Source organism: Cryobacterium sp. N22 (assembly GCF_002929555.1).
Classification (GTDB): domain Bacteria; phylum Actinomycetota; class Actinomycetes; order Actinomycetales; family Microbacteriaceae; genus Cryobacterium.
The window spans coordinates 1-21311 of record NZ_PJJP01000025.1 but is presented as its reverse complement, the minus strand read 5'-3'; the positions used below and the strand labels follow the sequence as shown (position 1 = coordinate 21311).

The following is a 21311-nucleotide window of genomic DNA, read 5'->3' as shown; positions in this document are numbered from 1 at the left end:
CTCCGGGGTCAACTGTTGCCGTTCCGGACAACTGTGCCCGGTGCGCCGGGCGCACGTGTCCGCACGGGGAACAGTTGGCGGCGGTAGCGGTGGCCGACGGACGGGTACATTGTGAGCGCGTCGAGGAGCGCGGTCGGCGCAGGCGTCGTCGCCGCGGTGGACCTCGGCGCCTCGAGCGGCCGGGTCATGCTCGGCCGGGTGGGACCCAACCGGCTGAAGCTGCACTCGGTGGCCCGGTTCCCGAACAACCCGGTGCGCACCATCGACGGGCTGCACTGGAACATCCTGGAGCTGTACCGCAACGCCCTGGTGGGCCTGCGGTCCGCCGTGCACGAGGCCCCCGAGCTGGTCAGCGTCGGCATCGACTCCTGGGCCGTCGACTACGCGTTGCTGCGCGGTGACAGGATGCTGGGCAATCCGTTCCACTATCGGGATGACCGCACCGCAGCGGGTGCCCTGGCCACCCACGCCCTGGTGCCCCCGACCGAGCTCTATCGCCAGAACGGCCTGCAGGTGCTGCCGTTCAACACGCTGTACCAGCTGGCCGCCGACCGGGCTGCGGGCGACCTCGCACTGGCGGACGGCCTGCTGCTGATCCCCGACCTGCTCGGCTTCTGGCTGACCGGCCGCCGGGTGGCCGAACGCAGCAACGCCTCGACCACGGGTCTGCTGCACCCGGCCGGCGGCACGGCACACGGCACCGCCCCGGGTTGGAACGACGCACTGATCACCACGCTCGGGCTACCCCGTGACCTGTTCCCCGAGCTGGTCTCCGCGGGCGAGGGCATCGGCGCGTTCCGGCCCGGCGTGGCCGCCGACGTCGGTTCAGGCCGGCTCGAGCTCGTGGCGGTGGGCTCGCACGACACCGCCTCCGCCGTCGTCGGGGTGCCGATGCTCACCGACGACTGCGCCTACATCTCCAGCGGCACCTGGTCGCTCGTCGGCGTCGAATTGCCGGCGCCGGTGCTCTCCGAGGCCAGCCGGGCCGCGAATTTCACCAACGAGGGCGGCGTTGACGGCCGGGTGCGTTACCTGCGCAATGTGATGGGGCTGTGGCTGCTCAGCGAGTCGATTCGCACCTGGGAACGGGACGGCGAGCACATCGAGCTGCCGGCTCTGCTCGCCCAGGCGGCCGCCCTGACCGGCGCCACGACGTTGTTCGACGTCGACGACGCCCGGTTCCTGCCGCCCGGGGACATGCCGGAGCGCATCCGGGCCTACTGCCTTGAACTCGACATCCGTCCGCCCGGCAGCCGCGCCGAACTGGTGCGCAGCATCGTGGAAAGCCTCGCAGCCGCCTATGCCCGCACCCTGGTCACGATCACCGAGCTGACCGGCCGCACCGTGAGCACTGTGCACCTGGTGGGCGGCGGGTGCCAGAACGAACTGCTCTGCCAGCTCACCGCCGACTACACCGGGCTGCCGGTTCAGGCCGGGCCGGTGGAAGCGACCGCCATCGGGAACGTGCTGGTACAGGCCCGCGCGCAGGGATTCGCGAGCGGCAGTCTGGAGGGGCTGCGAGCCCTGGTGCACCAGGCTTATCCGCCGCGCGGCTACAAACCGGCACCATCCTCCCGTGCCGCGCGCGCTAACATTTCACCCTAGGCAGAGCGACGGGAAACGGCGGCACGGGTGGACCTTCACGACATCGTCTCGATGCTCAGCGAGATCTTCACCATCGTCGGCCTCCTGGTGGGCGTTCCGCTCTACATCATCGGCCTGTCCGTGCGCGGCTTCGGTGGTCGGTGGGTCGAGGCGGATGGCGTCGTGGCGGCCACCGCGACGGGCTCGGTGATCCGCTGGTTCGACAGCACCGGCGAGGTGCACGAGGCCCGCGCCGACAGCCACGAGACCGTGCACCTGCAGCCCGGCGACGACGTGACCGTGTGGTTCAACGCCAGAGCCCCCGAACGCTGCCGCACCCACTCCCCGGACCACGACGGCAAGGCCCTGCGGCTCACCGGCCTGATCCTGACCGGCATCGGCGTCGGCTCCGCGATCCTGGGGATCGTGCTGCTCTTCGTCTGACCGGGAGGGGTTGCGGCCGGCTCGGGACCGACGGATGCTGGCGGGCAGACCCTGTGCCCGTGCACGCCACGAACGGGCCCATACAGAGAGGTATGCCATGGACAAGATCATCATCCTCACCGGAGACGCCGCCGAGACCCTCGAGGTGTACTACCCCTATCAGCGGCTGCGCGAGGCCGGCTACGAGGTGCACATCGCCGCCCCGGAGAAGAAGACCCTGCAGTTCGTGGTGCACGACTTCGTGGACGGTTTCGACACCTACACCGAAAAGCTCGGCCACACCCTGGCCGCCGACGTGGCATTCAGGGACGTGAACCCGGCCGACTACCTGGCCCTGGTGGTGCCCGGCGGCCGCGCGCCCGAGTACATCCGCAACGACGAAGACGCCCAGCGCATCGTGCGGTACTTCTTCGACACCAACGCGCCCGTCGCCGCGCTCTGCCACGGGCCGCTGCTGCTCGCCGCCGCCGGCGTACTCAAGGGCGGCCGCATCTCCTCGGCCTACCCGGCGCTGAAGCCGGACGTGGAGCTGGCCGGCGGCATCTTCGAGGACGGCGCGGCCGTCGTCGACGGCAACCTGGTCTCCGGGCGGGCCTGGCCGGACCACCCCGAGTGGATGCGCGAGTTCATGAAGCTCCTCGACGACGCCCGCGTGCAGAGCCGACCGGTGGAGTCCGTCACGACCGCGTAGCCTGTACTGAGGCACGCGACTCGCGCGTGCGGCAGAGAGGATGCCCGTGGACACCACACTGCTCCGGCGTTTTGTCGCCGTCGCCGAGGAACTCGACATCGCGCGCGCCGCCAAGAACCTCAACGTGTCGCGCACGACGCTGATGAAGTCGGTCGCCGCCCTGGAAGCCGAGCTCGGTGTTCCCCTCTTCGAGCCTGCCGCCGACAACCCGTATCTCACCGAGGCCGGCATCGCCCTGCTTGCCGAGGCCAAGGGTTTGATCGCCCACATGCCGCCGCCCGGCGGGCCGTCCCAGGGGTCGGGCAACAGCAGCGGATCCGGCGGCGGCAAGGCCAAGGCGTCCAAGGGCCGCGGTCGCGCGCCCGCCGTCAAGGGCCAGGCCGCGCCCGGCAAGCGCCGCCAGTCCCGCTGAGCTGACGATTCGCTGTCCACCCTGGCGTCGAGGGTGGTATTCGGCGCGCCCGCTGGCTAGGCTGTGTGGTCAGACCACATAGTCGGCGCCCGACGGCGCCGCACGTCAGAGCCACAGCCCGCCAATGGAGGAGGACACCGTGACCGTCGACGAACGCCGAGCCTGGGAGATCGTGCTCGCGCACATCGAGAACGACCTGCTGTTGGGCCGGCTGAAGCCCGGCGACCGGCTCCCCGGCGAGCGCGTCCTGGCCACCGACCTCGGCGTGGGACGCTCGAGCGTGCGCGAGGCCATCCGGGTGCTCGAGGTGCTCGGGCTGGTGCGCACCAACGTCGGCTCCGGCCCCACCGCCGGGGCCATCATCGTGGCGCTGCCCGGCGGGGGGATGAGCGCCCTGATGCGCCTGCAGGTCGCGGCACAGGGCTTCCCGGTGGCCGACATCGTTAAGACCCGGCTCGTCCTCGAGACCGCCGTCGCGGCCGAACTCGCCGAGGCCGTGCTCTCCGCCGCGCTGCTGCGCCCGGACCGACAACACCCGGACCGGCAGGACCCCGACCTCGGCCGGTGCGCGCAGCTGCTCGACGCGATGGATGCCCCCGGCCTGACCGAAGACGAGTTCCTCGCCCTGGATGCCGCGTTCCACCTGTCGCTGGCCGAGGCCTGCGGTAACCAGGTCGTGATCGCCACCATGGCGGGCCTGCGCACGGCCATCGAGGGCTACGTGCGCGCCGGGGTCGGCCGGCTGGCGTCCTGGCCGGACACCTCGGCCCGGCTGCGCGCCGAGCACCGCGGCATCCTGGCGGCCATCGAAGCGGCCGACCCGGCCGGCGCGCACGGCCTGGTGCACGCGCACATCTCCGGCTACTACGCCGAGACCCGACTCGCCCCCGAGCAGAACAGGACTCACAATGGTTGACCGACGCCTGCCCAAGATCAAAGACCTCGCCCCGCTCATGCAGTTCAAGGCGCCGGAGCTGAACGCGAAGAAGCGTCGCCTGGGTGCCGCCCTCACCATCCACGACCTGCGTGCCATCGCCAAGAAGCGCACCCCCAAGGCCGCCTTCGACTACACCGAGGGTGCCGCGGAGGCGGAGATCTCGCTGACCCGCGCCCGCCAGGCATTTGAGGACATCGAGTTCCAGCCGTCGATCCTGCGTGACGTGTCCACGGTCTCCACCGGCTGGGAGGTGCTCGGCGCTCCCGTCGCCCAGCCGTTCGGCATCGCGCCCACCGGCTTCACCCGGATGATGCAGACCGAGGGTGAGATCGCCGGCGCGCACGCCGCCGCGAAGGCGGGGATCCCGTTCTCGCTGTCGACCATGGGCACTACGGCCATCGAAGACGTCAAGAAAGCCAACCCGAACGGCCGCAACTGGTTCCAGCTCTACATGTGGAAGGACCGCGACAGGTCGATGGCCCTGGTCGAACGGGCCGCCGCGGCCGGTTTCGACACTCTGCTCGTGACCGTGGACGTGCCCGTGGCCGGCGCGCGCTTGCGCGACAAGCGCAACGGCTTCTCCATCCCGCCGCAGCTCACCGTGGGCACGGTGCTGAACGCGCTGCCGCGGCCGGAGTGGTGGATCAACTTCCTCACCACCGAACCGCTCGCCTTCGCCAGCCTGGACCGCTGGAGCGGCACCGTCGGCGAACTGCTCGACACCATGTTCGACCCCACCGTGACCTTCGAGGACCTGGCCTGGATCAAGGCGCAGTGGCCGGGCAAGCTCGTCGTGAAGGGTGTGCAGAACCTCGCCGACGCGAAGAAGCTCGCCGACCTCGGTGTGGACGGCATCATTTTGTCCAACCACGGTGGCCGGCAGCTCGACCGGGCGCCCATCCCGTTCCACCTGCTGCCCAGCGTGGCCCGCGAGGTGGGCAACGACCTCGAGGTGCACCTGGACACCGGCATCATGAGCGGCGCCGACATCGTGGCCTCAGTGGCGCTCGGCGCCCGGTTCACCCTCATCGGCCGCGCCTACCTGTACGGCCTGATGGCCGGCGGCGAGGCCGGCGTCGACCGGGCCATCCAGATTCTCTCCGACCAGGTGGCCCGCACCATGCGGCTGCTGGGCGTGAACTCGCTCGAGGAGCTGAACCCCTCCCACGTCACCCAGCTCACCCGGCTGGGCCGCATCGACCCGCTCGCGGCGCAGGCCGTGGAGGCCCTGCCCGGCCGCCTCTAGCGAGCGGATACGCCGAGTTGCCCCCAACCGGACGAGTTGCGCCGGCGCAACGGGGCAACTCGTCCGCACCGGGGCAACTCGCGGATGGTGCGGGACGCTATGCGGCGCCGAACTCCTCGAGCACGGCGGCGAGCTGGTCGACCGCCCAGTCGAGGTCCGCCGCCGACACCACCAGTGGCGGCGCCAGACGGATGGTGGACCCGTGGGTGTCCTTCGCCAGCACGCCCCGCTCCATCAGGGCCTCGCAGACCGCACGCCCCGAGGCCAGCGCCGGGTCGATGTCGATGCCGGCCCAGAGGCCCGCACCGCGCACCTCGACCACACCGTGGCCGACCAGGCCGAGCAGCCTCTCGTGCAGGTGGGCGCCGAGGTCCCTGGCCCGCTGCTGGTATTCGCCGGTGGCCAGCAGGTTCACCACGGCCAGGCCCACGGCGGCGGCCAGCGGGTTGCCGCCGAAGGTGGAACCGTGCTCGCCGGGGCGCAGCACGCCGAGGATGTCGGTGTTACCGACGACGGCGGAGACGGGCACGATGCCGCCGCCGAGGGCCTTGCCGAGCAGGTACAGGTCGGGCACCACGCCGGCCTGCTCCACCGCGAAGGTGGCTCCGGTGCGGCCGAGGCCTGACTGGATTTCATCGGCGATGAAGAGCACGTTGTGGCGGGTGGTGATCTCCCGAACGGCGGGCAGGTACTCCGCCGGTGGTACGACGATGCCGGCCTCGCCCTGGATGGGTTCGAGCAGCACCGCCACGGTGTTCTCGTCGATGGCCGCCTCCAGCGCGGCGGAATCCCCGTAGGGCACCGTGCGGAAGCCCGGCGTGAACGGGCCGAAGTCGGCGCGGGCCGACTCGTCGTCGGAGAAGCTGATGATGGTGGTGGTGCGGCCGTGGAAGTTGCCGCCGGCGACGATGATGTTCGCCATCCCCGCCGCGACGCCCTTCACCCGGTAGCCCCAGGCGCGGGCGACCTTGACGCCGGATTCCACGGCCTCGGCGCCGGTGTTCATCGGCAGCACCATGTCTTTGCCGGCCAGCTTGGCCAGGGCGGTCACGAACGGGCCGAGCTGGTCGTTGTGGAAGGCGCGGCTGGTGAGGGTGATCCGGCCCAGCTGCGCGCGCGCGGCATCCAGCAGCACCGGGTTGGAGTGGCCGAAGTTGACCGCGGAATAGGCGGCGAGGCAGTCGAGGTAGCGCTTGCCGTTGATGTCGGTGACCCAGGCGCCGTCGCCGGAAGCGACCACGACGGCCAGCGGGTGGTAATTGTGGGCGGCGTGCTCGTTCTCGAGCGCGATCGCCGCGCTCTGGTCGGTCAGGCCCACCTGCGCCGTGAGGCCGGTCGCATCGGTCAGGGCGCTCATCGGCGCAGCTCCAGAGTGCAGCATTTCACTCCTCCCCCGCCGAGCAGCAGCTCGGACAGGTCTACGCCGATCGGGTTGAAGCCGTGTGCACGCAACTGGCGTTCGAAGTCCTTCGCCTTGGCGGCGATCACGACGTTGTAGCCGTCGGAGTAGGAGTTGAGGCCGAGGATCGCGGCGTCCTCCTCGGTGACGATGATGGCATCGGGGTAGCGTTCGCGCAGGATGGCCAGGCTGGGTTCGTCGAACGCGCTGGGCAGGTAGGCGATGTGGCCGTTCCCCGACGTCGGCGACGCATCCAGCACGGCGATGGCGGTGTCGAGGTGGTAAAAGCTGGGGTTCACCAGGGTGAGGGTGATCACCGGGCGACCGTAGATGGCCGAGACCTCCTCGTGGCTGTTCGACGCGCTGCGGAAGCCGGTGCCGGCCAGGATCACATCGCCGACCAGCAGGAAATCACCCTCGCCCTCGTTGATCTCGACGGGCTCGCGCACATCGAAGTCGTTGGCGCCGAACCAGTCCATGTAGGCGGGGCCCTCCGGCTGACGCTGCGGGTAGGTGAAGTTGGCGCCGTAGGCGATGCCGTCGATGACAAAACCGCCGTTGGCGGCGTAGACCATGTCGGGCAGGCCGTCGATGGGGTCGATCAGGTGCACGTCGAAGCCGAGGCCGATGTAGGTGTCGTACAGCGTCTGCCACTGGGCGACGGCCAGGCTCGTGTCGGTCGGCAGGGCCGGGTCCATCCAGGGGTTGATCCGGTAGACGACGGTGAAGAAGTCGGGTTTGCACATCAGGATCGTGCGCTTGACCGGCGTGCGAGTCACCGCGGCGGGCGCGACCGACTCGTTCGGGGTAGCGGATGCGACATCTAGTGACACTGGAGCTCCTCTGTTGGCGGTCCGCCGGCCGAAGCGTTGGCGGAACGCGGGTGGGTGGCGGACCAGGTCGCTCTCGTGAGCCCTGTACGATCGGTGAGCAGATCACACAGGGACGCCGGTTCTAGTCTCACACAGCATGAATCAACGTTTCGTGCGAATCCGCGCATGTAATACGCGTTGCAAGCGGCAAACACGCAACTTCGCCGCGTACACTGGTCGAATGGACAACCTCGATCGCGGCATCCTCGACCTCCTCCGCCAGAACGCCCGGGCGGGCTACGGAGACATCGGTTCCATTGTGGGCCTGTCGGCGTCCGCGGTGAAGCGCCGCGTGGACCGGCTGGTCGCCGACAAGGTCATCCGCGGCTTCACCATCCAGGTCGACCCGTCGATCGACGGCATGAGCACCGAGGCCTACGTCGAGCTGTTCTGCCGGGGCACCGTCGCGCCCGACGAGTTGTTGCGCATCCTCTCCGGCGTGCCGGAGGTCGTGGACGCCGGCACCGTGACCGGCAGCGCCGACGCCATCGTGCACATCCGGGCCCGCGACATCCCCGGCCTCGAGGCGGCACTGGAAAAGGTTCGACTGGCCCCGAACGTCGACCACACCCGCAGTGCCATCGTGCTCACCCGGCTGATCCACCGCAGCGCGGAGTAGCGGCACGGCCCTTGACGGGCGCACCCCGGCTTGTTAGCTTGGTACAAATACCAAACAAACGAGGATGCCCGTGGACACGTACGAGATCACCCTGCTGGTCGTGGCCGGACTGCTGACGGTCGTCTTCGCGTGGCAGCTTCGTCCAGGTGCCGCCATTGGCCCGAATGCGCTGCGAGATACCGCCCGACGCGCCGGCCTGGCCATCACACCCGAGGTCGAGCCTGTCCTGATCGCGCGCATCCGCTCGCGGACCCGCGGTGCGCTGGTCGGCACCCTGATCGCTCTGATCGGTGCGACCGCTTCCCTTATCGCGCTTCCGGAATCACCGGACGGCGGCATGTGGTCCGGGCTGATGATCATCGTACTGACCGGCCTGGGCGGCGCCGTCGGACTGTGCGTGGCGGAGTTCAGGTCGGCGCTCGTCTCGCTCGGCGATCGTCCTCGCGTGGCGCGGGCACCCACGCCGAGCCGTGCGGATTATCTCTCCACCGTCGACCTCTGGTGCGGTCCCGTTGCCATGGGTGTCAGCGGAGTGGCCCTCGCCGCCGTGGCCGCGCTGATCCTGGTTGACCCCGACAGCGTGCGCAGTGATGCGAGCATCCCTTCCCTGTGGTGGCCCGGCTTTTTGCTGTGGATCGTCTCGCTCGCATCGGCAGGAGTCGGCCGCATCCTGTCGACTCGCTTGGTGGGGCGGGGCCAGCCCGCCGGCAGCGACGTGGAGTTGGCGTGGTCCGACGCGCTCCGCAGTTGGACGCTGCGTGCACTGGTGCAGACGCCAGCGCTAGGGGCGTTTTACAGTGCGCTCGTGGTGCTGACCTCCCTCAGCTCGGCGGTGGCCCGCCCATCGGGGATCGCAACGGCCGTATCTCTGACCTCGTCGATCGTGCTCATGGTCATGAGCGTGGGCTTGGCGGTTGCGGCTGTGGTCGCGATGGAGTCACGCCGGCCGCCGCACTACCTCAGTCGGCTCTGGCCCGACGTGGCCGCACAGCTGCGCCGCGGCACACACGGAGTAGCCGCTCCGGTCGAAAGCGGCCGCCCGTGAGACTGGTCGTTGACCCCCACTCGACCACGCCCCCGTTCGAGCAGATCCGGATGCAGGTGATCGAGGCCGTGCGCACGGGCGCCCTCGCGCCCGGCGACAAGCTGCCCACCGTGCGCCGCCTCGCCGAGGACCTGGGCCTGGCGCCCAACACCGTGGCGCGCAGCTATCGCGCGCTCGAGCAGGACGAAGTGATCGAGACCCGCGGGCGGCTCGGCTCGTTCGTCGCCGCGACCGGGGATGCGACGCAGCGGCAGATGCAGCTGGCCGCGGTGGCCTACGCCGATCGGGCGAAATCGCTCGGGGTGGGTCCCGACGAGGCGCTGGCGATAGTGCGCGCGGCGCTCGGCCTGCCGGGCCGGGTCGGCTAGGCGGGGGCGGCTGGGTTCAGGCCGGAGAGGTTCAGGCCGGAGAGGTTCAGGCCGGCTCAGGCGCCGCGGAGTTCGGCGAGCACGGCGTCGAGGCGGCGCTGCTGGGTGGCGTCGGTCTTCGCCCCCTCGATGGCGAGCACGTGCCGGCGCTGGTTGCTGTACGAGAGGGCGTCGAACGCCGTCCGGGCCGCCGGATCCGCGGTCAGGGCCGCGGTGAGGGCCTCCGGCTCGTTGACGGTACGCGGTTGATCGTCGAGCTCGATCGTCACGTCGACCTCGTCGCCGCCGGCCACACCGGCCTCGGCCCGGTTCTCGGCGCTCAGGGCGATCATGTACTTCCCCTTGTACGGTGCGACCGAACTGCGGTAGCTGTGCCCGTTGAGGGTGACGGTGATGGCGTGCCGCTTGCCGGGGCCGAGCGCCGCGACCACCTCCTCTGGCACGGGGATGCCCGTGGCGGTGGCACCTGATTGCTCGATGACGGTGCGGAAGTCCATGGTGCGAGTATGCCGCCGTCGGTCGGATGTCGACAAGCACGCTGCGCGCATCGCCTGCGAATTGCGGCGTTGCGCCCCTTCAGCACGCCCGAAGGTGCACCTTGGCGCGACTCACGGCCTCCCCGCTCGCGCGCGCTGTGCGGGTGAGGCGCCGCTGTGCGGGTGAGGCGCCGCTGTGCGGGTGTAGAGCCAGGGGCATCCGGGGCTTTGAGAGCGATATGCGGGTCAGGCGCCGGTAGGCGGGTGGCGTGCCACCCGCGCAGCGGCGCCTACCCCGCCCGCCGAGCTATGCGGGCCACGCGCCGCTATGCGGGGCACGCGCCGCTATGCGGGGCACGCGCCGCTGTGCGGGTGAGGCGCCGCTGTGCGGGTGTAGCGCCAGGGGCATCCGGGGCTTTGAGGNGTGAGGCGCCGCTGTGCGGGTGTAGAGCCAGGGGCATCCGGGGCTTTGAGAGCGATATGCGGGTCAGGCGCCGGTAGGCGGGTGGCGTGCCACCCGCGCAGCGGCGCCTACCCCGCCCGCCGAGCTATGCGGGCCACGCGCCGCTATGCGGGGCACGCGCCGCAGTGCAGGTGAGGCGCCGTTAGTCGAGGGCTCAGGCGGTGCGGTAGTGCTCCGCGAGGCGGGCCAGGCCCTCGTCGAGGGAGACCGCCGGGGTCCAGTGCAGGTCGGCGCGGGTGCGGCGCTGGTCGAACCAGTGCGCGGTGGAGAGCTGCTCGGCGAGGAATCGGGTCATCGGCGGTTCGTCCTCGCCCGGGAACACCCGCCACGCCGCCTCGATGACGGAGCCGGCCGCGCGGGCCACACTCGCCGGTACGCTCCAGGTCGGTGTCCGAACGCCCGCTGCCGCGCAGATGCCCGCCAGCAGTTCGGCCACCGGCCGGGGCTCCCCGTTGGTGATCACGTAGGCGTTGCCGTGCACGGCATCCACCCTTTCGAGCGCGGCCGCGATGGCGCCGGCGGCGTTGTCGATGTAGGTGCTGTCGATCAGGGCGGCGCCGTGCCCGAGCAGGGGCAGCCGGCCGGCCCTCGCGCGATCCACGATGCGCGCGATCAGCTGGGTGTCGCCGGGGCCCCAGACCAGGTGCGGCCGCACCGCGACGACCCGCAGCTCGGCGGAGTCGGCGGCGAGCGCCAGCAGCTCGGCCGCGGCCTTGGTACGGGCGTAGTCGCCGCGGGCGTGGACGGGGTCGGCCGGCAGCGCGTCGCTGCCGGTGATGGATGCCCCGGAGTGCGCGACCGACGGCGACGACACGAAGACCAGGCGCTGCACGTTCGCCGCGCGGGCGGCGTCGATCAGGGTGCGGGTTCCGCCCACGTTCACGGTCTCGAACTCGGCCGGCGGGCCGGCGAGGGAGACCTTGGCGGCCATGTGCACGATGGCGTCGACACCGGTGACGGCCGCGGCGACGTCGGCCGGCTCGGTGATCGAGCCCAGGGCATCCGTGACGCCGGCGACACCGCTGGGCCGGCGCTGGAAGCAGCGCACCTCGTGGCCGGCGGCAACGACGGCGGCCGCGACGGCCCGGCCGAGGAATCCGCTGGCGCCGGTGACGAGCACCCTCATGGCTGGGTGAGCCTGGCGCCGGTGAGGATGCCGTGCGCCCAACCGGCCAGGCGGGTGCGGTCGATCTTTGAATTGTGGCGGATGTCGGTGGGCAGGTGCGGAACGACGAGCACGGCCGCGACCGGCTGGCCGGCTACCCCGCGCACGGCCGCGGCGAGGGCGGGCTCGGCCAGGCCGACCCGCGCGGCCGGCGGAACCGTCTCGACCACGATGACGACCTGCTGGCTGCCGGCGGGCCCGACACCCACGGCGGCGGCGCGGTCGACGCCGGCCAGGGCCGAGACGGCCAGCTCCGGGCCGACGGGGGTGACGACGCCGTGCGGCGTGGTGATCACGTGGGGCAGGCGACCCTCCACCCAGAGCCGGCCGGCGGCGTCGAGGTGACCGACATCGCCGGTGCGGTGCCAGCGCTCCCCCGGGGTGACCGCGCGGGTGGCGGCCTGGTCGGTGAGCCAGAGCCTGTCGTAGTGGTCCTTCACGTGCGGAGCCGAGACCACGATCTCGCCGGTGACCTGCGGATCCTCGGAGAGCTCTCCGACTGCGGCTCCGGTCTCGTCGAGGGCGCTGATGCGCACCCGGGTGGTCGCCGCCGGGCGGCCGACACACACGCCGCCGGGGCCGCGCGCCACGTCGTCACGGGCGGCCTCGCGGATGCCGTCGAGGGTGATGTCGGTCATTAGCAGGCCCTCGGTCATGCCGTACGGCGTGTGAGCGCTGGCGCCCGGCATCAGGGCGGCGGCCGAGGCCAGCAGCGGCTCGGAGACCGGGGCGCCGGCGGAGAGGAAGCTCGTGACCCGGGCCAGGGCGGCACGGTCGGAAGGGGTCAGCTCGCCCTGGGTGGCCACGACGTTGGCGAGCGCTGCCGGGGACAGGAAGACGACGGTGGCGTCGATCGCGGCCACGGCGGCGGCGACCGCGGTGGCGGTCAGCGTCTTGGGGGCGGTGACGTCCATGTCCGGGGTCACCGAGCGGGCACCCAGCGCGGGGCCGAGCAGCGCGAACGGTGCGAAGCCGGCGACCAGGCCGGTGCCGCGGCCGACCCCGTACTGGGCGTGCAGCGCACGGCTGACAGCGGACAGCTGGCCGTGGGTGTAGACCACGCCCTTGGCGGGTCCGGTGGAGCCGGAGGTGAACAGCACCGCGGCGACGTCCCCAGGCTGGGGCGGTTCGGGAAGCTCTTCGTCGCGGCCCAGCGAGATCAGGTCGGCGAGGGCGTAGGAGACGCCGAGTGCGCGGCGGCTGGCGCGGGGAAGCCGGTTGACGGAGATCTTCTGGCCGGGCCAGCCGAGCGCGCGGGCGGCCATCAGGCCGGGCACCGCGCCGATGACGTGGTCGGGGCGGGCGCCGCGGACCGCGCGGGTGAGGCCGGTGAGGCCGAGGCCGGCGTCGGCCACCACCACGATTGCGCCGAGGCGGATGCAGGCGTAGAGCACCGCGGTGAGGTCGGCGCTGGGTGGCACGAGCAGGGAGACGCGGTCGCCGCGGCGCACGCCGATTTGGTGCAGACCGGCCGCGATCTCGCGGACCCGGCGGGAGAGCAGCCGCCAGCTGACGACGCGGGGGCCGGCGCCCGTGCTGGGAGCCATGTCGATGAGGGCGGTCTCGTCGCTGTCCCGCAGCTCGTCGAGGTAGTGCCAGAGGGGCCGCGGTGGCTCGACGGGCTCTGTATGGGTCTCGACAGGCTCGACCAGCGGGGTCGGCTCGACCAGCGGGGTCGACTCGGCCGACGGAGTGGGCTGGGCGAGCCAGCCGAGGGCGGCGCCGGCGTAGTCCACGTCCTCGGCGATGAGGTGTCCGGCGCCCTCGAAGCGGTGCACGTCGGCGTGCGGCAGCCGGTCGCTGAGGTCGTCGAGGTACCTGTCGCTGAAGATCGGGTCGCGCGGTCCCCAGAGCAGCAGGGCGGGGACGGTGAGTGAGCGGAGCGACTCGGCGATGCGGTCGAGCTCCGCGTGGCTGCCGTGGCGGGCATCCACCGGGATGTCGGCGACGAAGCCGCCGATGCCGCCGCGGCGGGCGGAGGTGCGGTAGGGCGCCCGGTAGGCGTTCTTGACCGCGGTCGGCAGGGCCGGGTGGCCGAGCGCGAGGGTGGTGTCCAGGAACGCCGTGGTGGTCACGGTGCCGGCACCGAGCACGCCGCGGGCGAGCGCGAGGCGCAGCGGGGCCGGGATGGGTTCGGTGTCGCTCTGGTGGATGGCGGTGTTCAGCAGCATGACCCCGGCGAGGTGCTCGGGGTGGTCGACGGCCCAGCCCAGGGAGACCACGCCGCCCCAGTCATGGCCGAAGGTGACCACCGGCCCGGTGAGGCCGAGCGCACGGGTCAGGTCGTCGAGGTCGCGCACGCGGCGCGCGAGCGGACGGGCGACACCGGTGCGCTCCGAGAAGCCCATGTCGAGCTGGTCGACCGCGATGACGCGCCAGGCCGGCCGGCCCTCGGCCGCGGCCGAGGTGGCCTGGGCCACGAGGTCACGCCAGAGGTAGGACCAGGTGGGGTTGCCGTGCACGCAGAGGATCGTGCCCACCGGCTCGGCCCCGAGCGCGGCCAGCTGTTCACCGTTGTCGAGCAGGTGCCAGGCGTGGGTGGCGCCGGGCGCCGTGCCGGCATCCGGGCCGCTCTCGACCACATCGAGAATCCGGGACCACTCAGGGTCCAGCCCGGGCAGCCCGCTCGGCGGAACGCTCGCCGGAGCGAGGGCCGTCGCGGTGCGCGGCTGCCGGAAGCTCACCACTGAATTTCCATCATGGCCGTGTTGAGGCCGGAGCCGACGCCCATCAGCAGGACCCGGTTGCCGGGCTGCAGCCGGCCGGCCTCTTCGGAGAGCGTGATCGGGATGGAGGCCGGCCCCACGTTGCCGTAGCCGGGGTAGGTCAGCGGCACCCTGCTGCGGTCCAGGCCCGTGGCCTTCACGATGGCGTTGGTGTGCACATCCGACACCTGGTGCAGGATGTAGCGGTCCATGTTCGACCAGCTCCAGTCCCGTTTGGCCTCGGTCCAGGCCGACACGACGAGTTCCATACCGCCCTTGAGCAGCGCCTTGGCGTCGGTGAACATACCGTCGACGCTGCCGACGCAGAGGTCGTTGAACTGGGTGGCCGCCCGGGTCACGCCGCCGAGGATGCGGTGTCCCTCCGGATGCGCGTCGGCCCGGCCGAGCACGGCCGCCGCGGCGCCGGAGCCCAGCGTGAGGCTGGCGAACTCGCTCATGAAGTCCTTGCGGCCGATGTCCGGCCGGCCGAGGCGTTCGATGGTGTTGGTCTGGATCTCGTCGGCATCCTCGCCGTCGATGATCACCGCGTACTTGATCTGGCCGGAGTCGATGAGCTGGGCCGCCAGGGTCATGCCGTTGACGAAGCCCAGGCAGGCGTTGGCGATGTCGAAGTTCGTCGCCGACGACGGCAGGCCGAGTCCATGGTGGATGCGCACCGCGACCGAGGGCTCCAGGTGCTTGCGGGTGACCGAGGTGTTGATCATCAGCCCCACCTCGCTGGGATCGATCCCGGCCTCGGCGAGGGCGCGTTTGCCCGCGGAAACGGCGGCGTCGTCGAAGGCCTGCCCCACGTCCCAGTTGCGTCGTTCGTGCACTCCGGCGACGCGCTGCAGCAGCCCCTTGGGCAGGCGCAGCCGCTTGAGCGCCGGCTGCAGGCGAGCATCGATCTCTTCGGAGGTGGTGATGCGCGGGGCGATGGTCGTGGCGACCGACAACAACGCGACATTGCGGTGCATCGTTGTTGCGTTTCCGTCCAACGGGGTCCCCTGTCGAGTTTTGGGTGGCGACAAATCGTGTCCTATCGATTTTCTCCCAGAAGTCTGGGTGTCAACCGTGCGTAAGCTGATGCCCGCAGCGGCTCCGGATTCCGGTGGATGCGCCGACGGCTACCTTCCATTATCGGCCCTTTCTGACGGTGGTGCCGTCACCGGGCCGCTCGCCCGGGTTCGGGGAGGGTCAGGTGAGGCGTGGGCTACCGGGTCTGGTCAAGGCAGCGGCCACCAGGAAGCAGACACCACCCGTGATGGTGCCGACAGTAGCCCAGCTCGCGAAAAACTGTTGGCCGGACTCCGCAATCGGGTATGCGCCGACCGCGGCGACGCCGAAGGCCACAGATCCCAGGAGGTTCAGCCAGGCGCCCCGCCAGGTTCGGGCCTTGGGGTCCCACAGGGCATCGCGCCCGGTGGTCGCGACGACGGCGAGCAGGCTGGAGAGCAGAAAGCACACCGACCCGTAGGCATCCGGACGCCACCCGGTGCGCTCGGTGCCGCCGAGGCTGGCCGCGAGGGCTGTCGCGGTGCTCAGGTTGAAGAACAGGGTGCCGGCGAACTGGATGGCCGCGGCCCACCAGTCGAACCGGTCCGGCCGGTTGGTGGTGCTGCGCGGCGGCCGGCGGCCGCTGAGGTTGAGTTGGATGAACGCGGCGAGGGTGAAGAACAGCGAGCCGATGAAGAAGGTCAGGTTGTCGGCCACCGGGCCGACGGCGTCTAAGAAGGCGGGGACGGCGCCCAGGATGAACAGCGCCGACCCGATGATGAATCCCCAGGCCTCACGGCGCAGTCGGAGGAACTTCGGTGCCGCCACTGCATCACCTCGCCTTCGGCCGCAGCCATTATGGCGCTAGATGACCTCATCCGTGAGGGTGCTCGGGTTGCCGAACCTGTGCGCGGTGATCGAGATCGCCTGTTCCCGCAGGAACGGCAGCAGCTCAACCCGACCGGACTGGGTGACCGGATGCGCGTAGACGGCGATGTCCGGGCTGCCGCCGAGGGCGTGGGCGAACGCCGTGGCGGCCGCCGTGGCGCCGGTCTTCGGGTCGCCACCGATCAGCCGCACCCGGCTCGAGGTGATACCGCCGGCGGCGGCCCTGGCCAGCCATTCCTCGTCGTTCTCGATGATCACGGGGATATCGCGGGGAGCAAGGACGGTTCGCACTCTCGGGGGCACCGGCACCGCGCTGGAGACGACGAACCTGGACTTGGACAGCAGGCCGGCCGCGATCACGCGCAGCAGCAGGGCCAGGCTGCCGTCATCGCCCAGCCGCACGGTGACGGGAAGCGGGCGGTAGCGGAACAGGTTGCGTTCCAGGCCGAGCGCGGAGACGTCTGCGACAACGTCGAACTCCTCGCGCCAGGCGAGGGCGTCGCTGAGGGCAGAGCGGCGCAGCACATCGAACTCCTCGTAGGGCAGCGACGGCTGGGAGGCCTCGATGAGGTCGGTGATGCGCTGTTCGAGGCCCCGCAGGTGCAGGGTGGAACTGTTGATCCCCGGGTCGGTGACCCAGCCGCCCAGGCCGAAGAGGTAGTTGGGGCCGCCGGCCTTGGTGCCGGGGCCGACAGCCGAGCGCTTCCAGCCGCCGAACGGCTGTCGCCGCACGATCGCGCCGGTGATGCCGCGGTTCACGTAGAGGTTGCCGGCCTGGACTGTGTCGACCCACTGGGCGATCTCGTCGGCGTCGAGCGAGTGCAGCCCGGCCGTGAGCCCGTAGTCGACGGCGTTCTGGTAGCGGATGGCTTCCTCGAGGTTGCGGGCGTGCATGACTCCGAGCACCGGGCCGAAGAACTCGGTGAGGTGGAAGTACGACCCGGCGGCGACGCCGCTGCGGATGCCGGGCGACCACAGTTGCCCGACCCCGGTCTCGAGGTCGTCGTCGAGCAGCTTGGGCTCGACCAGCCAGCTTTCGCCGGCGCCGAGCTCGGTGAGCGCGTGCAGCAGCTTGCCGTCGGCGGGCTCGATGATCGGGCCCATCTGGCTGTCCGGGTCGGCGGGCCGGCCCACCCGGAGCGACGTCGCGGCATCCACCAGCTGGCCCAGGAACCGGGTGGACCGCGCGACGGACCCGACCAGGATCACCAGGCTGGCGGCGGAGCACTTCTGGCCGGCATGGCCGAAGGCGCTCTTGATCACGTCGGCCGCGGCCAGGTCGAGGTCGGCGGACGGGGTGACGATGATGGCGTTCTTGCCGCTCGTCTCGGCCAGGAGCGGGAGGTCCTCCCGCAGGCCGCGGAACAGTGTGGCGGTCTCGTAGGCACCGGTGAGGATGACCCTGTCGACGTCGGGATGGGCGAGCAGCCGGCTGCCAAGAGCCCGGTCGGGCAGGTCGACGAGGGCGAGCAGATCGCGCGGCACGCCGGCCTCCCAGAGCGCTTCGATCATCACGGCGCCGGTGCGCTGGGCGAGGGCTGCCGGTTTGATGATCACGCCGGAGCCCGCGGCGAGGGCGGCGAGCACACCGCCGGCCGGGATGGCCACCGGGAAGTTCCACGGCGGCGTGATCACGGTGAGCCGGGACGGCACGAAGATGGCGCCCTGCACGGAGTCGAGCTCGCGGGCGCGCTCGGCGTAGTAGTGCGCGAAGTCGATGGCTTCGCTGACCTCCGGGTCGCCCTCGGCGATGGTCTTGCCGGTTTCGGAGGCCATCACCTCGATCAGCCGGTCGCGGTTGGCCGCCAGGGCGAGACCGGCGCGGTGCAGCACCTGGGCGCGCTCGATGCCGGGCTTCCGCCCCCAGGCGGCACCGGCCGCGGTGACGGTGGCGATGACCTCGTCGAGCCTGTCGGCGTCGTCGATGCGGGCCTGTTTGATGCTCTCCTTGCCCAGCATCGAGGACTCGACCCTGGCCAGGATGCTCCGGCCCCAGGCGCGGTTGGCCGGGAGGGACGGGTCGGTGTCGGGTTCATTGTGGAAGCCGCCCAGAACCGACCGGCTCCGGGAGACCGAGCCCCGGGTCAGCCCGAGCACCATCGCGGTGAGATTGGGGTCGTCGGCGTCGGCCGGCGGCGTCGTCAGCGGGGGCGAGTCGGTGTCGGGCAGGGGTTCGAGCGGCACGATGACGGAGCGGTCCTGGTCGCGGTTCGGCGGCGGCACGAACACGGTGCCCCGCTGCGCGCCGGGGGTGGTCTCGAGGGCGGCCAGGGAGTCCAGGAAGCGCTGCTTTTCCCGGTCGAACAGGGCCGGGGTGTCGGCCAGTTCGAACACCGCCGACATGAAGTTCTCCTCGCTCGCGTTCTCCTCGAGGCGGCGGATGAGGTAGCTGATCGCCACGTCGAATTCGGCCGGGTTCACGACCGGTGTGTAGAGCAGTAGCCGGCCGACGTCCTTCTTCACGGCCTCGGCCTGGCTCGTGGCCATGCCCAACAGCATTTCGAACTCGATACGGTCGTCCACGCCGCGCTGCTCGGCGAGCAGGTGGGCGTAGGCCACGTCGAAGAGGTTGTGCCCGGCCACACCGATGCGCACGGCGTCGGTGTTCTGGGGGGTGAGGGCCCAGTTGAGCACACGCTTGTAGTTGGTGTCGGTGTCCTGCTTGCTGGCGTAGGTGGCGAGCGGCCAATCGTGCACCGTCGCATCCACGTGCTCCATCGCGAGGTTGGCACCCTTGACCAGCCGCACCTTGATGGCTGCGCCACCGCCGGCGCGCCGGGCGTGCGCCCACTGGGTGAGGCCTTGCAGCGCGCCGAGCGCGTCGGGCAGGTAGGCCTGAAGCACGATGCCGGCCTCGAGGCCCTGCAGCCGGGGCTGGTCGAGAATGCGTTCGAAGACCGCGATGGTGAGGTCGAGGTCGCGGTACTCCTCCATGTCGAGGTTGATGAACTTCGGTGTCGGTGACGCCGCGGCGAGCTCGTACAGCGGGGTCAGGCGTTCGACGACACGGTCGACGGCCTCGTCGAATGCCCACATCGACAGTTGGCTGGCGATCGAGGAGACCTTGATCGACACGTAGTCCACGTCGTCCCTGGCCAGGAGTTCGCGGGTACCGGCGAGGCGGCGCAGCGCCTCCTTCTCGCCCAGCACGGCTTCGCCGAGCAGATTGATGTTGAGCCGGTTGCCCGATTCCTTCAGCGCCTCGATGGTGGGGCCGAGCTTGTCGGCCGTCGCATCCACGACCAGGTGACCGACCATCTGGCGCAGCACCTTGCGGGCCGCCGGGATCACGACCCACGGCAGCACCGGGCCCATCACGCCGCCGACGCCGATGGCGCCGCGCAGCACCGGCGGCAGGAATGCCGGCGCGAGTTTGGCCACCCGTTGCAGGTTGTAGCCGGCGACCATCACGTCTTCCGGTCGCATCACGCCGTCGACGAAGCCCACGGTGAAGTCGAGTCCATTGGGGTCTTTCAGCACCCCGGCGAGCCGCTCGGCGGAGACGTCTGCGGGGATCGTCGCGCTGTCGGCCAGCCATTTGGTGACCAGGGCCACGACCTCCACACCGAGGTCCTGCTGCACGTTCGGGAGGCTATTGCTCATGCTCCCGAGGTTAGTCGCAGCAACGCCTCAAGGTGCTCGTCCACGGCGGCGAGGTGTCGGCGTTTCTCCGCTTCCGGTAGAAACGCCGCCCGGAACGAGTTGCGGGCCAGCGTCGCCATCTGCTCGTGATCCAGGCCGAACTCGCCTTGGAGCGCGGTGAGATTGTCGTCGACGTATCCGCCGAAGTAGGCCGGGTCATCGCTGCTGATGGTCACCAGCAGGCCCGCGGCAAGCATGGCCGGCAGCGGATGCGCGCCCAGCGACGGGGTCGCCCGCAGGCACACGTTCGAGAGCGGGCACACCGTGAGCGGGATCTGCCGCTCACGGAGGATCTCGACGAGGCGGGGGTCTTCGAGGGCACGGATGCCGTGGTCCACGCGTTCCACCCCGAGCAGGTCGAGGGCTTCGTGCACGTAGTCAGGGCCGCCCTCCTCGCCGGCGTGGGCAACGCGGTGCAGCCCCAGCGCCTCGGCCCTGGCGAAGACCTCGGTGAACAGCGAGGGTGGAAACCCGACCTCGGCGGAGTCGAGCCCGACGCCGATGAACTGGTCGAGGTACGGGATGGCGGCGTCCAGGGTCGCCAGCGCGGCCGCGCCGCCGAGATGGCGGAGGAAGCAGAGGATGAGGTCGGCGGAAATGCCGAGCGTGACGCGGGCGTCGCCGAGGGCGCGGCTGAGGCCCCCGAACACGACGTCGAGGGGGATGCCGTTGGCCAGGTGCGTCTGCGGGTCGAAGAAGATCTCGGCCCGGCGCACTCCCGCGGCGGATGCGCGGGTGAGGTACGCCATCCCGAGATCGTAGAAGTCGGCCTCGGTGCGCAGCACCGCCAGGTTGGCGTAGTAGATATCGAGGAACGACTGCAGATCCGTGAACCTGTACAGCTCACGCAGCGCGTCGGGGTCGTAGCTGGGCAGCTCGACGTTGTTGCGTCGGGCCAGGGCAACGAGCAATTCGGTCTCGAGGGTGCCCTCGATGTGCACGTGCAGTTCCGCGACGGGCCAGGTGGCGACGGTCATAGCTCTCTCCCGCGTGTCAAAGGTAAGTCCCATCGTGCCATGTCCGCGAACTGTGAGTTAAGCCCCGAAAAGTTGCGTGTTCTGGTGCTTGGCTCACGGTTCGCGGATGCGTTGCGGCTCGCGCCCGCCCTCGCTCTCGGTGGTCGAGCGTGTCCAGGCCCGGTGACCCGGTCCCGGGACGCGTCAGCCTCGCTGGTCGAGCCTGTCGAGACCTGGTGAGGTACTCCCCCGGCCCCGCGGTGCGTGGGCCGTCGTGCGGGGTCTCGACAGGCTCGACCGACGGGATGGCGCCTTCCGGGGGTGGGGGTTAAACGCAGAAAAGCCACCCCGTGGGGTGGCTTTCCTGTTTTTTCTAAGTTAAGTCCGGCGGTGTCCTACTCTC

Annotated in this window: 18 protein-coding genes; 9 read left to right on the top strand and 9 right to left on the bottom strand. The window is 70.8% G+C overall.

All coding sequences use genetic code 11. The annotated features are described in order from the left end of the window. Positions 1-111: 111 nt before the first annotated feature. The 6 genes from CXY76_RS03900 (at position 112) to CXY76_RS03875 (ending at position 5314) form a co-directional block, all read left to right on the top strand. The gene (locus tag CXY76_RS03900) at positions 112-1605 is read left to right on the top strand and encodes a rhamnulokinase family protein (RefSeq protein WP_255408456.1); all 1494 of its coding nucleotides are present in this window, start codon (positions 112-114) and stop codon (positions 1603-1605) included. Between the two features lie 27 nt (positions 1606-1632). Further along, on the top strand, positions 1633-2028 hold the full coding sequence (locus CXY76_RS03895) for a DUF3592 domain-containing protein (protein ID WP_233199551.1): 396 nt from the start codon (positions 1633-1635) through the stop codon (positions 2026-2028). 97 nt (positions 2029-2125) lie between these two features. Beyond that, complete coding sequence (locus tag CXY76_RS03890; protein ID WP_104162947.1) at positions 2126-2719, top strand: DJ-1/PfpI family protein; 594 nt, start codon at positions 2126-2128, stop codon at positions 2717-2719. A 46-nt stretch (positions 2720-2765) separates the two neighbouring features. After that, positions 2766-3131, top strand: coding sequence for a LysR family transcriptional regulator (locus tag CXY76_RS03885; protein ID WP_199190193.1), 366 nt, complete (start codon positions 2766-2768; stop codon positions 3129-3131). 139 nt (positions 3132-3270) lie between these two features. Further along, complete coding sequence (locus tag CXY76_RS03880) at positions 3271-4047, top strand: FadR/GntR family transcriptional regulator (protein ID WP_233199550.1); 777 nt, start codon at positions 3271-3273, stop codon at positions 4045-4047. Beyond that, entirely contained in the window at positions 4040-5314 is a 1275-nt protein-coding gene (locus tag CXY76_RS03875) for an alpha-hydroxy acid oxidase (RefSeq protein ID WP_104162944.1), read from the top strand. The genes CXY76_RS03880 and CXY76_RS03875 overlap by 8 nt, the downstream gene beginning before the upstream one ends. A gap of 97 nt (positions 5315-5411) precedes the next feature. Here the strand turns inward: CXY76_RS03875 and rocD are convergent, their stop codons facing one another. Both rocD and ddaH read right to left on the bottom strand, forming a co-directional pair. Beyond that, entirely contained in the window at positions 5412-6671 is a 1260-nt protein-coding gene (rocD, locus tag CXY76_RS03870) for an ornithine--oxo-acid transaminase (protein ID WP_199190192.1), read from the bottom strand. Beyond that, positions 6668-7459, bottom strand: coding sequence for a dimethylargininase (ddaH, locus tag CXY76_RS03865; protein WP_104163008.1), 792 nt, complete (start codon positions 7457-7459; stop codon positions 6668-6670). Before ddaH ends, rocD begins: the two co-directional genes overlap by 4 nt. A 307-nt stretch (positions 7460-7766) precedes the next feature. Here ddaH and CXY76_RS03860 point away from each other — a divergent pair, with 307 nt between their 5' ends. From CXY76_RS03860 to CXY76_RS03850, 3 genes are all read left to right on the top strand, one after another. Continuing rightward, positions 7767-8204, top strand: coding sequence for an Lrp/AsnC family transcriptional regulator (locus tag CXY76_RS03860; protein WP_088454895.1), 438 nt, complete (start codon positions 7767-7769; stop codon positions 8202-8204). A 70-nt stretch (positions 8205-8274) separates the two neighbouring features. Continuing rightward, positions 8275-9249, top strand: a complete 975-nt coding sequence (locus tag CXY76_RS03855; RefSeq protein WP_146073361.1) for a hypothetical protein — start codon at positions 8275-8277, stop codon at positions 9247-9249. Further along, positions 9246-9617, top strand: coding sequence for a GntR family transcriptional regulator (locus CXY76_RS03850; RefSeq protein ID WP_304481750.1), 372 nt, complete (start codon positions 9246-9248; stop codon positions 9615-9617). Before CXY76_RS03855 ends, CXY76_RS03850 begins: the two co-directional genes overlap by 4 nt. Before the next feature lie 56 nt (positions 9618-9673). Here the strand turns inward: CXY76_RS03850 and CXY76_RS03845 are convergent, their stop codons facing one another. The 7 genes from CXY76_RS03845 to CXY76_RS03815 all read right to left on the bottom strand — a co-directional run bounded on the left by CXY76_RS03845 (position 9674) and on the right by CXY76_RS03815 (position 20929). Next, positions 9674-10114: a YdeI/OmpD-associated family protein gene (locus tag CXY76_RS03845; protein ID WP_104162941.1), complete on the bottom strand. Its 441-nt coding sequence runs from the start codon at positions 10112-10114 to the stop codon at positions 9674-9676. A gap of 596 nt (positions 10115-10710) precedes the next feature. After that, positions 10711-11682, bottom strand: a complete 972-nt coding sequence (locus CXY76_RS03840; RefSeq protein ID WP_104162940.1) for an NAD(P)-dependent oxidoreductase — start codon at positions 11680-11682, stop codon at positions 10711-10713. Beyond that, positions 11679-14405 (bottom strand): alpha/beta fold hydrolase, encoded by a 2727-nt coding sequence (locus CXY76_RS03835; RefSeq protein ID WP_104163006.1) that lies wholly within the window; start codon positions 14403-14405, stop codon positions 11679-11681. The genes CXY76_RS03840 and CXY76_RS03835 overlap by 4 nt, the downstream gene beginning before the upstream one ends. Next, complete coding sequence (locus CXY76_RS03830) at positions 14402-15403, bottom strand: 3-oxoacyl-ACP synthase III (RefSeq protein WP_104162939.1); 1002 nt, start codon at positions 15401-15403, stop codon at positions 14402-14404. The genes CXY76_RS03835 and CXY76_RS03830 overlap by 4 nt, the downstream gene beginning before the upstream one ends. 220 nt (positions 15404-15623) lie before the next feature. Continuing rightward, the gene (locus tag CXY76_RS03825; RefSeq protein WP_104162938.1) at positions 15624-16250 is read right to left on the bottom strand and encodes a hypothetical protein; all 627 of its coding nucleotides are present in this window, start codon (positions 16248-16250) and stop codon (positions 15624-15626) included. Positions 16251-16286: 36 nt separating this feature from the next. Continuing rightward, complete coding sequence (locus CXY76_RS03820) at positions 16287-19913, bottom strand: bifunctional proline dehydrogenase/L-glutamate gamma-semialdehyde dehydrogenase (RefSeq protein ID WP_104162937.1); 3627 nt, start codon at positions 19911-19913, stop codon at positions 16287-16289. Then, positions 19910-20929, bottom strand: coding sequence for an adenosine deaminase (locus CXY76_RS03815; RefSeq protein ID WP_199190191.1), 1020 nt, complete (start codon positions 20927-20929; stop codon positions 19910-19912). Before CXY76_RS03815 ends, CXY76_RS03820 begins: the two co-directional genes overlap by 4 nt. Between the last annotated feature and the right edge of the window lie 382 nt (positions 20930-21311).